Source organism: Amycolatopsis kentuckyensis (assembly GCF_002155975.1).
Classification (GTDB): domain Bacteria; phylum Actinomycetota; class Actinomycetes; order Mycobacteriales; family Pseudonocardiaceae; genus Amycolatopsis; species Amycolatopsis kentuckyensis.
Genome location: NZ_MUMI01000001.1, coordinates 1 through 14,506 on the forward strand (window position 1 = coordinate 1; position 14,506 = coordinate 14,506).

Annotated in this window: 8 protein-coding genes, 2 tRNA genes and 1 pseudogene; all 11 read left to right on the top strand. The window is 70.8% G+C overall.

The genetic code is table 11. The features are described from left to right. Nucleotides 1-334, top strand: a 334-nt coding sequence (locus CCN39_RS00005) for a GntR family transcriptional regulator (protein WP_143263852.1), incomplete at its 5' end; no start/stop codon positions are given. Nucleotides 335-344: 10 nt separating this feature from the next. Beyond that, nucleotides 345-806, top strand: a pseudogene (locus CCN39_RS52990) (ATP-binding cassette domain-containing protein); the annotation flags it as partial. A 365-nt stretch (nt 807-1,171) separates the two neighbouring features. Beyond that, nucleotides 1,172-2,062: an ABC transporter permease gene (locus CCN39_RS00015; protein WP_086837736.1), complete on the top strand. Its 891-nt coding sequence runs from the start codon at nt 1,172-1,174 to the stop codon at nt 2,060-2,062. A 41-nt stretch (nt 2,063-2,103) separates the two neighbouring features. Further along, a tRNA-Thr gene (locus CCN39_RS00020) sits at nt 2,104-2,176 on the top strand. Nucleotides 2,177-2,354: 178 nt separating this feature from the next. Then, the gene (locus CCN39_RS00025) at nt 2,355-3,140 is read left to right on the top strand and encodes an arginase family protein (RefSeq protein WP_086837737.1); all 786 of its coding nucleotides are present in this window, start codon (nt 2,355-2,357) and stop codon (nt 3,138-3,140) included. A gap of 250 nt (nt 3,141-3,390) precedes the next feature. Continuing rightward, the gene (locus CCN39_RS00030; RefSeq protein ID WP_086837738.1) at nt 3,391-3,960 is read left to right on the top strand and encodes a hypothetical protein; all 570 of its coding nucleotides are present in this window, start codon (nt 3,391-3,393) and stop codon (nt 3,958-3,960) included. Between the two features lie 6 nt (nt 3,961-3,966). Further along, a complete protein-coding gene (locus CCN39_RS00035) occupies nt 3,967-5,976 on the top strand; it encodes a flotillin family protein (protein ID WP_086837739.1) in 2,010 nt (669 codons plus the stop codon). Beyond that, nucleotides 5,973-10,844 (top strand): DNA repair ATPase, encoded by a 4,872-nt coding sequence (locus tag CCN39_RS00040; protein ID WP_086837740.1) that lies wholly within the window; start codon nt 5,973-5,975, stop codon nt 10,842-10,844. The genes CCN39_RS00035 and CCN39_RS00040 overlap by 4 nt, the downstream gene beginning before the upstream one ends. Nucleotides 10,845-11,152: 308 nt before the next feature. Next, nucleotides 11,153-11,223, top strand: a tRNA-OTHER gene (locus CCN39_RS00045). A gap of 169 nt (nt 11,224-11,392) precedes the next feature. After that, on the top strand, nt 11,393-13,483 hold the full coding sequence (locus CCN39_RS00050; RefSeq protein WP_086837741.1) for a TerD family protein: 2,091 nt from the start codon (nt 11,393-11,395) through the stop codon (nt 13,481-13,483). 144 nt (nt 13,484-13,627) lie between these two features. Continuing rightward, nucleotides 13,628-14,491 carry an alpha/beta fold hydrolase gene (locus CCN39_RS00055; protein WP_086837742.1) on the top strand — a complete coding sequence of 288 codons (864 nt, stop codon included), beginning with the start codon at nt 13,628-13,630 and terminating at the stop codon, nt 14,489-14,491. The last annotated feature ends 15 nt before the right edge of the window (nt 14,492-14,506 follow it).

Sequence of the window (14,506 nt, forward strand, 5' to 3'; positions counted from 1 at the left end):
CCAGCAGCTCGTCGACCAGGTCGAGCACGCGCTGCGGCTGGGCCTGCTGCAGCCCGGCGACCGGCTGCCCACGGCCAAGGAGGTCGTCGCGGCCACCGCGATCAACCCCAACACCGTGCTCAAGGCGTACCGCGAGCTGGAGCGGAACGGGCTGGTCGAGGCCAAGCGCGGGCTGGGCACGTTCGTGTCGCGCTCGCTCGCGATGCCGCGCGACGCCATCGAAGGACCGTTGCGGGACGAGGTCGGGGACTGGGTGCGCCGGGCCGGGCAAGCCGGCTTGGCCCGCGAAGACGTCGCCGCGTTGATGAAGGCCGCGCTGGACGAGAATTTCTAGAAGGGGTTTCGTGAGTACGGAAGCAGGGATCGCCCTGGCCGCCACCGGCCTCGGCAAACGGTACCGCCGCGGCTGGGCGCTGCGGGACTGCGCGTTCGAGCTGCCGATGGGCAGCATCTGCGCGCTGGTCGGACCGAACGGGGCCGGCAAGAGCACGTTGATGCGGCTGGTCGCCGGCCTGAGCAGGCCGACCGAGGGCGAGGTGCGCGTCAACCAGAAGGTCGCGTTCCTGGCCCAGGACAAGCCGCTGTACCGCAAGTTCACCGTCGCCGAGATGCTGCGCGCGGGTGCGTCGATGAACCCGGACTGGGACGACGACTACGCGAAGCAGCTGGTCGAGGAGGCCGGCGTCCCGCTCGGCGCCAAGGTCGGCACGCTCTCCGGCGGGCAGCGCACCCGGGTGGCGCTGGCGATCGCGCTGGGCCGCCGGCCCGAGCTGATCATGCTGGACGAGCCGCTCGCGGACCTGGATCCGCTGGCGCGCGACGAGGTCATGCGGGCGCTGCTCGCGGAGGCGGCGGACACGGGCATGACGGTCGTGCTGTCGTCGCACGTGCTCACCGACCTCGAGGAGACCTGCGACCACCTGCTCCTGCTCGCCGACGGCGGCGTCCGGCTGGCCGGGCCGGTCGAGGATCTGCTCGCGCAGCACCGGATCCTGACCGGGCCGGCCGGCCTGACCGTGCCCGCCGAGTCCGTGGTGGACAGCCGGACGACGGCCCGGCAGGCGACGGTGCTCGCCCGCACGGCCTCGGCCGAGGCAGGTTGGGAGGCGGCCCAGCCGACACTGGAGGAGCTCACGCTGGCGTACCTGCGGGCGAGCAAGGGGAAAGTGGCATGATCTGGGTGACCTGGCGCCAGCAGCGCGTGCCGATCCTGGCGACGGCTCTCCTGGTCGTCGTGGCGGCTGTCGTGCTGGCCTTCGTCCGCGCCGACGTGGTGTCGCTCCTGCCGGACCGGACCGCCGTGAGCGCGAAGTACGGCGACTTCCTGCAGTACTACGTGTTCGTCATGCTCGTCGTGCCGGTGCTGCTCGGCATGTTCACCGGCGCGCCGCTGTTCGCCAGGGAGATCGAGCAGGGCACGCACGTCTTCGGGCTGAGCCAGTCGATCAGCCGTGCCCGCTGGGTCGCCACGAAGCTGGCGGTGGCGGGCGGAGCGCTGGCCCTGTCGATGTTCTCCCTCGGCCTGGTCGCCGCGTGGGCGCTGGCACCGGCGGGCTTCGTGCTGTCCGGCCGGCTCAACGAGACGAACTTCGAAACCCAGGGCGTGGTCGTGGGCGGCTACGCGTTCGTCGCGTTCGTCGTCGGCGCCGTCGCGGGGCTGTTCCTCCGCAACACGCTGGCCGCGATGGTGGTCACGCTGGCGGTCTACGTGGCCCTGGTGTTCACCGTGGCGAACGGCGTCCGCCCGCACTACGCCGAGCCCACCGTCGTCACCGCGCCGATCGGCGGCCACGTGGCGATCGACCCGGAAGCATGGGTGACCGAGTACGGCTACCAGGACGCGAACGGCAACGACCTGCCGTATTCCTACCTGGACTGCGCGCGCCAGGAGGGCGACCAGGCGGCCTGCCTGCGCGAGAAGGGCATCGCAACCGAGTACTCGGCCGTGCACCTGCCGTCCCAGTTCTGGCGGTTCCAGTTCACCGAGCTCGCGGTGCTCCTGGTGCTGGCGGCAGCGGTGCTGGCAACGGGCGCCCAGGCGGCCCGGCGGCGGCTCACCTGAGGCGGGCCGGGTAGACTCCCGGTGGCTCCTGCTGGGGCCAGGCCGGTATAGCTCAGCTGGTAGAGCATCTGTCTTGTAAACAGAAGGTCAGGGGTTCGAGCCCCCTTGCCGGCTCGTCTCCGACCAGGGAGTCCCCGCCGTGCGGAGACTCCCTGGCTGTCTTCCGTCTCAGTTCCAGTCTCATCGCGCGCTTCCCGCACGCCGGCGGCCTTGAGGACGGCCTTCCACTCGCCGTAGTCCGCCCGCGGCCCAGTCGAGCAGCCCGATCTCGTCGCGTGTTTACCCTGCTCCCATGACCATCGTCGTGCCTTACCACCAGGATGAACGGTTGCCCGATAGCAGCATCCCGCTGCCTGGGGCGGCCGTCATCGAGACCGTCGAAGCCACCTTGCCCGACGGGGATGTCTGGACGCGTCTGGTGGCCTTGTTCGACGTGGTGGCGGACAGGGTGACCGCCCGGCTCGGGGCTCAGGAGGCCGTCGCGCCGGTGGTGGTGTCCGGGGATTGCCTGGTCGTGAGCGCCACGATCACCGGTGCGCAACGTGCGGGCCTCGACCCGTCGGTGGTCTGGTTCGACGCGCACGGCGATGTGCACACCCTGCGCAGTTCGACCTCGGGTTACCTCGGTGGCATGGCGCTGCGGCTCGTGCTGGGCGCGCACGAGGAACGATTCGCGGCGCCGTTGGGGCTTCGCCCCCTGACCGAACGCCAGGCGGTGCTGGTCGATGCGCGCGATCTCGACCCCGCCGAGGTCGACTACCTCGCCGGCAGCGGCGTCCGGCGCCACGGAGTCGAGGACCTCCAGGCTGCGATGCTGCCTGGCGGGCCGCTCGTGCTGCACATCGACGTGGACGTGATCAGCACCGATGAACTGCCGGGGATGCGCTTTCCGGCCCCGAACGGACCAACGCGGCGAGCCGTTCTCGACGCCGCGCGCCGCGTGCTGGCCACGGGCCGTGTCATCGCCGTCGACATCGCTTGTCCTTGGCACCCGGCCCGTGACGAGCAGGACACCGCCACCCGGACAGGCCTGCTCACCGAACTCCTCGCCGCGGCCCGGGCGGGGGCTCCGAGGTAGAACAGCGGCGCGGCCATCGAGCAGCCTGCCGGCGAGGTAGCCGATTCCCTTGCCCGACGGGTGAAACATGGTGCCCGGACGGTTCTTCCTCTTCGACCTGCGTGTCAAGGGTAGGCCGCTTGACCGACGAGGCGAACGAAACCGCGGCGAGATGAGCTCGTGTCCGAAACGTTCGTCCCCGCTCCGCCCCGCCGGTTATAGTCGCTGGCCAGGGCCCTGCTGCCGGGCCTTCCGTGGGGGGATGGGAACGATGAGCGGGTTCGTCACCGCGGCCTTGGCTTTTCCTGCCGTGCTCTTCAGCTTCCTGCTGGTCGTCGTGATCGGCTACTGGGGGCTTGCCCTCTTCGGCGTCCTCGACGTCGAAGACGGGGAGATCGGGTTCTTCGGCGGGGTTCCGCTGTCCATCTCGCTGTCGCTGTTCGTCGCCTTCAGCTGGTTCCTCAGCCTCGCCGGCACCGTGCTCATCGACGGCCTTCCCCTGCGGATCCCGCTCGGGATCGGTGTCCTGGTCGTCGCGCTCGGGGGAGGGGCGCTCGGTACCCGGCTGATCGTCGTTCCGTTGCGCCGGGTCTTCGCCGGGGCCGAGCCGACGCGGCAGGACTTCGTCGGCCGGGTCGCCGTTGTGCGGACGTCGAGTGTCACCGAGGACTTCGGGCAGGCCGAAGCCACCGCCGCGGACGGCTCGTCGGCGATCGTCCAAATCCGACTGGCCGGGGAAGGCAACCTCGGCGTGGGCAGCCGCGTTGTCATCTACGACTACGACACCGCGGGTGAGTTCTTCTGGGTCAGCCCCATGGAACTCGAAGCAGAAAAGGACTGAACTGGAATGGATGCCATCGGCCTGGGGGCCGGCGTGTTGATCGCCGTCGTGGTCCTGATCTTCCTCGTGCTGCTGTTCGTCGTGAGCCGGCTGTTCCGCAAGGTGCCGCAGGGCAAAGCGCTGATCATCTCGAAGGTGCGCAAGGTCGACGTCACCTTCACCGGCGCGGTCGTGCTGCCCGTGCTGCACAAGTCCGAGGTCATGGACATCTCGGTGAAGACGATCGACATCGAGCGCACCGGTCAGGAAGGCCTGATCTGCCGCGACAACATCCGCGCCGACATCCGGATCTCGTTCTTCGTCCGCGTCAACAAGACCGTCGAGGACGTCGTGAAGGTCGCGCAGGCGATCGGCACCGAACGCGCGAGCGACCAGGGCACCCTGCAGGAACTGTTCAACGCGAAGTTCTCCGAGGCGCTGAAGACCGTCGGCAAGCAACTGGACTTCGTCGACCTCTACACCAAGCGCAACGAGTTCCGCGACCAGATCATCCGCGTCATCGGCACCGACCTCAACGGCTACAGCCTGGAAGACGCGGCCATCGACTACCTCGAGCAGACCCCGATGGCGTCGCTCGATTCGGCGAACATCCTCGACGCGCAGGGCATCCGCAAGATCACCGAGCTGACGGCGATCGAGCACGTGCGCACCAACGAGTTCCGCCGGCACGAAGAAAAGGAGATCACGCGCCAGAACGTGGACGCGCGTGAGGCGATCCTCGAACTGGAGCGCCGCCAGGCCGACGCGGAAATCAAGCAGCGCCGCGAAATCGAAACCATGCGGGCGCGCGAAGAAGCCGAAATCGCCAAAGTGCAGGCCGAGGAGCGGCTCAAGTCGCAGGCCGCGCAGCTGCGCACCGACGAGCAGCTCGGCATCCAGCAGCAGAACCAGCAGCGCGAGATCGAGGTCGCCGGCAAGAACCGCGAACGCGTCATCGCCATCGAGTCCGAGCGGATCGAAAAGGACCGCCTGCTCGAGGTGATCGGCCGCGAGCGCGAGACCGAGCTGTCCCGGATCTCGAAGGACAAGGAACTCGAAACCGAAAAGCGGTCGATCGCCGAGGTGATCCGGGAACGGATCGCCGTCGAGAAGACCGTCGCCGAGCAGGAAGAGAACATCAAGAAGCTGCGCGTGGTCGAGGAAGCCCAGCGCACCCGCGAGGCGATCGTCATCCGTGCCGAGGCCGAAGCCCAGGAGAACCTGGTCAAGGGCATCAAGGCCGCCGAGGCCGCGGAGCAGGCCGCCAAGTTCAAGGCCCGCGAGGAGCTGACCCTCGCCGAGGCGCGCCAGCAGGCCGCCGAACTGGAGACGCGGGCCAAGATCCGGCTCGCCGAAGGCATCCAGGCCGAGGAGGCCGCGACGGGTCTTGCCGCCGCGCAGGTCCGGGAGCGCGACGCCGTCGCGCTGGAGAAGGTCGGCCGCGCCGAGGCGATCGTCGAGCGCGAGAAGGCCGTCGTGGTCGCCGAGGCGCTGCGCGACAAGCTGAAGGGCGAGGCCGAGGGCCTCACCGACAAGGCCGCCGCGCTGGCCGCTCTCGACAACGCGAGCCGGGAGCACGAGGAGTACCGGCTGCGGCTGGACGCGGAGAAGGAGATCCGGCTGGCCGCGCTCGACGTGCAGCGGGACGTCGCCGAAGCGCAGGCGACCGTGCTCAGCGTCGGCCTGGAGAAGGCCGACATCGACATCGTCGGCGGCGAGACCATGTTCTTCGACCGGATCGTCGGCTCGATCGGCCTCGGCAAGAGCGTGGACGGCTTCGTGCAGCACTCCGACGTCGTCGGGTCGCTCGCGCGGCCCTACCTCGACGGGTCGGCCAGCTTCACCGACGACCTCGCCAAGCTGATCGGCGCGGTCAGCACCGAGGACGTGAAGAACCTGACGCTGTCGGCCTTCCTGGCGAAGCAGCTGCAGGCCGGCGGGCCGGACAGCGACAAGCTCCGTGAGCTGATGACCACGGCGCAGCGGCTCGGCCTCGCCGAGACGTCGGTCGCCACCGTCGTCGCCGCGAAGCAGTGACGGCGGCCGAGACGAAGCTGGACGCGGGCACCTATGACGTGCTCCGCGTCCGGCTGGCCGCCCAGGCCGCCGAGCTGGCGAAACGCGCGGACGAGCTCAACGCGCGGCGGCTGGAGGTCTTCGGCAGCGCGCAGCTCGCGCTGGTCGGCACCGAACGCATCCGCACCGCCAACAACTGCGTGCCCCGGGACATCGTCGCGGTCGACGGGCGGATGTTGTTCGGCTACAACGTCTTCATCGGGCTGAAGCCCGAGACGGCGATCGACGACGTCTTCTCGCTCCAGCGCTTCAGCCGCGACGACGACGCGTTCCGCTTCGACGACGTCAGCGCCGACGAGCTGCCCGAACTGCTGCGTGACGAGCAGTTCGGGCGGGACTTCGGCGAGCTGTACCGGTACTACCGGCAGGCGAAGCTGCTGCAGCTGCGCCGGCTGGACGGGAAGCTGCTCGCGGTGTTCCAGATCGGCCCGCGCACCGAGGACATCCGGGTGCTGCGGTGGGGGATCGCTGCCGACGGCACGGTGTCCTACCTGGACAGCCGGGGCGAGCGCGACCACGTCTTCCCGCCGTCGCACGACTTCGAGTGGATCGAGACGACGCGCGAGGACCACGTCCTCGGCCGGCACCCGCACATCTCGATCGAGGACGAGGTCTTCGTCGAAACCGTCGGCGGCAACCTGACGGTCAAGGTCGAGAACAACACCGAGACCGGCGCCGGCGTCTACGCCGAGCCGGTGGACGAGCCGCTGCAGAGCCTCGCCGACGCCGAGGTCTCCTACGCCCGGATCGGCCCGCTGATCCTGCTGCGCATGCTGCCCTACAAGGAAACCGAATACCGCTACCTGGTGTTCAACACGCGCACCCAGGACGTCGTGCGGCTCGACGGCATCGGGCAGGCCTGCCAGCGCCTCCCCGAGGACCACGGCATCATCTTCCCCGGCGGCTACTACCTCGACACCGGCGTCAGCAAGACGTTCGACACCACTGTGGACGGTCTCGAGTTCGAGCGCGTGATCCGCTCGCCCAACGGCGAGGACGTGCTGTACGTCTTCCACGCGCGGGCCGAGGGGCGCACGCTCCTGCTGCCCTACAACGTGATCCGCAAGGAGGTCGCCAGCCCGATCCCGTGCCACGGGTACTCGCTGTTCGACGACGGCACGATGATCCTGTTCCGCGCGCTGTCCGACGAACCGAGCCGGGTCCACCCGATGCAGGTGTGGCGGACGCCGTTCCAGTCGGACACCTACGCCGCGGCGCAGCCGGCCGGCACCGGGCCGCTGGAGCGGGTCGGGAACGCCGACCTCGTCCGCGGGATCTCCGACTGCCTCTCGATCACCAGGATGATCGGGGAGATGGCGCCGTCGGCGGCGGTGTTCGAGGCGCTGATCGCCGCCTGCGCGCGGGTCTTCGACCACTACCACTGGCTCGGCGAGAGCGAGCTGGGCGACCTGCGCTCGCCGCTGTCGGACGTCCGCGTCACCGCCGAGCAGGTGCTGGACGAATTCGAGACGGTCACCACGCTCACCGCGCAGGCGGCCGAAGCCGTCGACACCGCGGCGGCCGACACGGCGTCGCTCGTGCGGCGGGTGCGGGGCGAGGCGCTGAACGCGGCGGACGCGTGGGTCCGCCGGCTCGCCGAGATGCACCGGGCGCGCGGCCGCCTGGTCACCGTGCGGGAACTGCGTTACGCCGACACCGCCCGCGTGGACGAGCTGATCGCCGGGCTCGACACGGAGTTCTCCGAGGCCGCGCAGCGGGCCGTGCGGTTCCTGCAGGGCGAGGAGGCGTTCACCGGCTACCACGCCGAAGTGGCCGGGCTCATCGCGGCGGCGGGCGCGATCAAGACCGTCGCCGAGGCCGGTCCGGTCGCCGAGCGGCTCGACGAGCAGTCCGCGGGTCTGGAGGTCCTCACCGACGTCGTGGGCGGGCTGGACATCGCCGACGCCGTCGTCCGGACGAAGATCCTGGAGCGCGTCGGCGAGGTGATCGGCGCCGTCAACCGCGCCCGGGCCACCCTGGACGCGCGCCGCAAGGAACTCCTGGAGACCGAGGGCCGGGCGGAGTTCGCGGCCGAGTTCGCGCTGCTCGCGCAGGCCATCACGGGCGGGCTCGCGGTCGCCGACACCCCGGAGCGCTGCGACGAGCAGCTGGGCCGGCTGCTGCTGCAGCTGGAGAACCTCGAATCGCGGTTCGGGGAGTTCGACGACTTCCTGACCTCGCTCGGGGAGAAGCGCACCGACGTCTACGAGGCGTTCTCCTCGCGCAAGCAGGCGCTGCTCGACGAGCGGGCGCGACGGGCGGACAGGCTGGTCTCCTCGGCCGGGCGCATCCTCGGCAGCGTGACGCGCCGGGTCGGTTCGCTCGGCTCGGCGGAGGAGATCAACACCTACTTCGCGGCCGACCCGATGGTGGCGAAGCTGCGCAGTGTCGTCGAGGACCTGCGGGCGCTCGGCGACCAGGTGCGGGCCGAGGAGCTCGAAGGCCGGGTGAAGGCCGCTCGCCAGGAGGCCGCCCGGGCCCTGCGCGACCGGCTCGACCTCTACGGCGAGGGCGGCGAGACGATCCGCCTCGGCCGCCACACCTTCGCCGTCAACACCCAGGACATCGACCTGACGCTGGTGCCGCACGACGGCTCGATGAAGTTCGCGATCACCGGCACCGACTACCGGGCGGCGGTGCGCGACTCCGCGTTCGAGGCGACCCGGCCGTACTGGGAGCAGCTGCTGGTCTCGGAGTCGCCGGAGGTCTACCGGGCCGAGTACCTCGCGACGTCGATCCTCGCCGAACGGCCGGTGGCCGAGCTGGTCGAGGCCGACCTGCTCGACGTCGTCCGGAGCGTGGCCGGGGAGCGGTACGACGAGGGGTACGCGCGTGGGGTCCACGACCACGACGCCGCCGCGATCCTGGCGGCCCTGCTGCGGCTGCGCTCGGCCGCGGGGCTGCTGCGCTACCCGCCGGCCGCTCGGGCGGCGGCCCAGCTGTTCTGGGCGTTCGGTGCGGACGAGCGGGCCAAGGTGTCCTGGACGACGCGGGCCGCGTCGCTCGCGCGAGTGCGGGAGGCGTTCGGCGCCACCCGGGCGATCGACGAGCTGGCGCGGGAGCTCACGGACGCGATGACGGCGTTCCTCGACGGCGCCGGGCTGGCGCTCGAGACCGAGTTCGCCGGGGAGTACCTGGTCGAGGAGCTCGCCGTCGCCCCGCCCGGGTTCGTCACGAGCGGCGGGGCACGGGCGGTGCTGGACAAGTTCCGGCTCGACCGGCGGAGCTTCGCCGAAGACCTGGGTGCCCTCGACGACCTGGCGGACCGGTACCAGCTCGCCGACGCCTGGCTGCGGTCCTTTGCGGACGCCGTCGGGCTGCCGGCCGACGAGCTGCCCGAAGCCGTCGCGATCGAGCTGTGCGACCTGCCGCGGTACGACTCGTCGGCGGCGCTGGCGGCCACTGTGGACGGTCTGCTCGGGGCGCACCCGCGGATCACCGGGCGGTCGCTGACGGTGCGGCTCGACGAGACGCTCGCCAGGACGCACCGCTTCCGGCGCGACCGCGTGCCGGGTTTCCGGGCGTACCAGCGGCTGCGCAACGACCTGGTGGCGGCCGAACGCGACCGGCTCCGGCTGGCGGAGTACCAGCCGAAGGTGATGAGCGCCTTCGTGCGGAACCGGCTGCTCGACGACGTCTACCTGCCGCTGATCGGCGACAACCTGGCCAAGCAGCTCGGCGCGGCCGGGGACGCCAAGCGCACCGACCAGTCCGGGCTGCTGCTGCTCATCTCGCCGCCGGGGTACGGCAAGACCACGCTCATGGAGTACGTCGCCAGCCGCCTCGGGCTGGTCTTCGTGAAGGTCAACGGGCCGGCGCTCGGCCACGACGTCACCTCGGTGGATCCCGCGGACGCGCCCAACGCGACCGCGCGGCAGGAGGTCGAAAAGATCTCCTTCGCGCTGGAGCAGGGCAACAACGTGCTGCTGTACCTCGACGACATCCAGCACACATCGCCGGAGTTGCTGCAGAAGTTCATCTCGCTGTGCGACGCGCAGCGGCGGATGGAAGGCGTGTGGGAGGGCCGCACGCGGACGTACGACCTGCGCGGCAAGCGGTTCGCGGTGTGCATGGCCGGCAACCCGTACACCGAGCAGGGCAAGCGGTTCCGCATCCCCGACATGCTCGCCAACCGCGCGGACGTGTGGAACCTGGGCGACGTGCTGTCCGGCAAGGAAGAGCTCTTCGCGCTGAGCTACGTCGAGAACTCGCTGACGTCGAACCCCGTGCTGGCGCCGCTGGTGTCCCGGGAACGGTCCGATGTGGACATCCTGGTCCGGATGGCGCGCGGCGACGGTTCCGTGCGGGCGGACCAGCTTTCGCACGCGTATTCGGCGACGGAGCTGGAGCAGGTTCTCGCGGTGCTGCGGAAACTGGGGCGGGTGCAGCGGACCGTGCTGGCGAACAACCAGGCCTACATCGCTTCGGCGGCGCAGGCGGACGCTTCGCGCACGGAGCCGCCGTTCCAGCTGCAGGGTTCGTACCGGAACATGAACAAGCTCGCCGAGCGGATCGTGCCGGTGATGGACGACGCCGAGCTCGAGGCCCTGATCGACGACCACTACGCCGGCGAGGCGCAGACGCTGACCTCGGGCGCCGAGGCCAACCTGCTCAAGCTGGCGGAGCTCCGGGGGCGACTCTCCCCTGCGCAGGCTCGGCGGTGGGCCGAGGTCAAGGCCGCTTACCTGCGCGAACAGGCGCTGGGCGGCGACGGCGAGGACCCGATGAGCCGCGCGGTCGGCGCGGTGGGCCTGCTGGCCGACCGGGTCGGCGCGGTCGAGGCGGCCATCGGGCGCGCGGCCCGGCAACTGGCGCGGGAAGAGGCTTAATTGCTTTGACGCGGCTCGGCACGTCCGGTGATGATGGGTGCCACACGAACCGAGGAGGGCACATGACGACCATGGAATGGCGGCACATGTCGCACTTCTCGGGGCTTCCTGTCATGACGTAGCCGCGTCATGGTCCAGGGAGCCGCCCGCCGGGGAACCGGGCCGGGCGGCTTTCTTCGTCTATCGGCGAGCTTCGGAAGCGGCGCGGCCTCCAAAACCGCGGCCAGAGGGTTCGACTCCTTCCGCCGGTGCACCTTTTCCCAGGCACTCGTCTTCGCAGCAATCAGTGCGCGGACGCGAGTGCGCTCGGCGCGTTGGTCCAGTGGAACGGATTCCCGGTTTCACCCGGGGGACCCGGGTTCGACTCCCGGACGCGCTACGTTGGCCGAAGCCGAAGGAGACGAGGCCCCGGGCTGTGACCCCGGGCGAAGCCGGTGCGAGTCCGGTCGGCCAACCCACGCGCGCGGTCCGGTGACCAGCGGGGCCTCATAAGCTCCGTCGGCGTGGTTCGACACCACGGCGCGCGACCACCTACCCGGGGGACCTCCATGCTGCAGACGATCATCCGCCACACCCTGCGCGTCCCGCGCGCCGCCGCACCGGCCGGCGACGGGTCCGCCGTGGCCCGGCAGCTGGACGTCGTGCTCCTGAGCGTCGGGTTCAAGGCCGATCGGGCGCTGCTCGGCCACCTGTCCACTGTGGAGTTCGGCGCGGCGATGGACCTCGCCGTGGCCGTCGTCGACGCGGTCCGCGGCCTGGTCGGCGACCACGTGCGGCACAACCCCTACTTCAAGAAGTTCCCGCGCGGCGTGCCGGACACCGTCGAGTTCTGGGTCTCGTGCCTGCAGCACACCGCCGGTGATCTGCTCACGGCGCCGGTTTACGGCCGTTACCAGCACAGCTTCGCCGACCTGCTCGCCGAGCACGACGAGCTGGTCGCGTCGGTCAAGGACCGGGTGACCGTCGTCCACCTGGGTGGCACGCTCGAGGAGGAAACCCACGTCCTGTACCGGTCACTGGCCGAGTCCGTCACCCCGCTGGGGGAGGCCGATCTGGGGCTGCTCGCCGAACTGGCCGTCAGCTGCGGCGACGTCGAACTCGATGCCGTGCCGGTGCGCGAGAACCGGGCCGTGCTCAACGCCGCGCGGCTGGCCGGGGGACGGCCGCTGGTCGCGGTCGACACCGTCGTCGACGTGCTGCGCGCGGCCTGCCAGGCCAGCGGCGGCGACGTCACGCTGGCCGAACCGACCCGGTTCCGCAGCTTCACCCGCCGCGAGCGGCGAGTCCTGCTCGCCGCGCTCGACCGGGTCGTCGCGGACAACGCCGGCAAGCTCGGTGACGTCTCCCGCTTCGCCGAGCGGTTCAAGCGGCTGGGCAGCTACCTGCACCCCTACGAGACCACGGCGTACCCGGGGGCTCGCGAGGTGTTCGACGTCGCGCGCGGCGACCGCAAGGTGTCTTCGGTGGCCGGACGGGCGGAGCGCGCGTTCGCCGATGGCGACGTCTCGCGCGCCGCCGAAGTCCTGACCGCCGCGCCGGGGCTGCTCATGCGGTCGCTGGACCGGCTGCTGCGGCAGGCCGATCCGGTCGACGACGTCCTCGCCGCCGCCGGGAAGGTGCTGGGCTCGGTGTCCGGGCGGGTGCTGTGTTCGGTGCGCGAGCACCTCATGAACCGCGCTTCGCCGGACGGGGCGCGCCTGTTCGCCACGCGCGGCCGTCGCGCGTGGGTCACCGCCGACACACGCCCGCCGCTGCCGCGCGAGGTGATCGCGCGGATGAGCGAGCTGATCGACGCCGAACTCACCAGCCGCCTGCCGGCCGGTGGGCGGCTGGTGGTCGACCCGGCGGTACTGGACGTCGCGCTGCCGTTGTCGGGCAAGGCGAGCGAGGACGGGTTCGCCGTGCTGCCCCGCGGTTCGCGCACCCACATCGAGGGGGAGGTGCTGCGGTTCTTCACCTATTGGCGGCAGGCGCGGGAAACCACCGACTTCGACCTGTCGGCGTTGCTGCTGGACGCGCACTTCCGGTACCTCGGGCACGTGTCGTGGACGAACTACCGCGAACGCGGCGCGGTGTACTCGGGCGACCTCACCGAGGCGCCGCACGGGGCGACGGAGTTCATCGACATCCCGCTGGACTCGATCGGCGCCGCGTACGTCGTGCCGCAGGTCAACGTCTTCTCCGGCGAAGGCTTCGACGACGTCGCCGAGTCGATGTTCGGCTGGATGCTGCGCGACCGGGCTCAGGCCGGGGCGCCGTTCGAGCCCCGCACCGTGCGCACCCGCTCGGACCTGCGCGGCAGCGGCCGCGTCGCGCTGCCGATGGTCTTCGGCCGTGACCGCGCCGGCACCTGGACGGCGACCTGGCTGCACCTCTACTTGTCCGGCTCACCCCGGTTCAACCGGATCGAGGCGAACCAGGTGAGCACGAGCGTGCTGGCGCGTGGCCTGGTGGAGCGGAAGTACCTGACCGTCGGCTACCTCGTCGGGCTGATGCGCGACACCGAGGTGACGGTGTGGGAACCGGGTGCGCGGCCGGCCGAGCCGGTCACGTACGTCGGCCTGCACCGGCCGGACGGGCTGCCGGCCGGGTCGACCGTGCTCACGCTGGAGACCCTTAACCGGTTGGTGCCGGCCTGACCCGCCGGATATCCTGCCGACGCGAGGCCATGAGCGGGCTTCCTTCTCCTCTGACATGGTTCTAGCCCGTTCGCCTTCCTCGCCGTCGCGGAAATTGTCGGTGCCCCGGTTTAGTCTCCGAAGAGCCTGAACCGGGGAGGAACGATGACCACGCACACACTGGAAACACCCGAAGCCGACATCGTCTACGACGTCCACGGCCCGGCGCCCGCCGAGAGCCCGCGGCCACCGCTGTTCATGATCGGGCAGCCGATGACCGCCGAGGGGTTCGGCGCCCTGGCGTCCCACTTCGCCGACCGCACCGTGGTCACCTACGACCCGCGCGGGCTCGGGCGCAGCGTCCGCAAGGACGGGCGCGAGGACCACGTGCCGGCCCTGCAAGCCGAAGACGTCCACGCCGTCATCCAGGCGCTGGGGGCCGGTGCCGTCGACTTGTTCGGGAGCAGCGGCGGGGCGGTCGCCGGGTTCGCGCTGGTCACGGCGCACCCGGAGGACGTGCGCACGTTCGTCGCCCACGAGCCCCCGCTCGTCGGATCGGTGCCCGACGCCGCCGCGGCGGAGCGGGCCAGCAAGGGCATGCGAGATGCCTACCAGGCCAAGGGTTTCGGCGCCGGGATGGCGGCGTTCCTCGCGATGACGTCGTGGCAAGGCGAGTTCACCGACACCTACTTCGCGCTGCCACCCGCGGACCCGGCCCAGTTCGGGCTGCCTGCCGAGGACGACGGCCGCCGGGACGACGCCCTGATGTCCGATCGCTCGCTGGCGGTGCCCGCTTACCGGCTCGACGTCCCGGCGCTGGGTGCGGCGCCGACGCGGATCGTCGTCGCGGTCGGTGAAGAGTCGCGGGAGGTCTTCACCGGGCGTGCGGCGATCGGCACGGCCGCGCTGCTCGGGCAGGAAGCCACCGTGTTCCCGAGCCACCACGGCGGTTTCCTCGGCGGCGAGTTCGGCTACGTCGGCCGGCCGGAGGCCTTCGCCAAGAAGCTGCGGGAGGTGCTTGAAAGCTGACCTACGCCTCTCCAA

Excerpts from the sequence above, each read along its gene's own strand:
- CCN39_RS00030 (WP_086837738.1), top strand. The coding sequence starts at position 3,391 with ATGAGCGGGTTCGTCACCGCGGCCTTGGCTTTTCCTGCCGTGCTCTTC.
- CCN39_RS00035 (WP_086837739.1), top strand. The coding sequence starts at position 3,967 with ATGGATGCCATCGGCCTGGGGGCCGGCGTGTTGATCGCCGTCGTGGTC.
- CCN39_RS00055 (WP_086837742.1), top strand. The coding sequence starts at position 13,628 with ATGACCACGCACACACTGGAAACACCCGAAGCCGACATCGTCTACGAC.
- CCN39_RS00050 (WP_086837741.1), top strand. The coding sequence starts at position 11,393 with ATGCTGCAGACGATCATCCGCCACACCCTGCGCGTCCCGCGCGCCGCC.
- CCN39_RS00015 (WP_086837736.1), top strand. The coding sequence starts at position 1,172 with ATGATCTGGGTGACCTGGCGCCAGCAGCGCGTGCCGATCCTGGCGACG.
- CCN39_RS00025 (WP_086837737.1), top strand. The coding sequence starts at position 2,355 with ATGACCATCGTCGTGCCTTACCACCAGGATGAACGGTTGCCCGATAGC.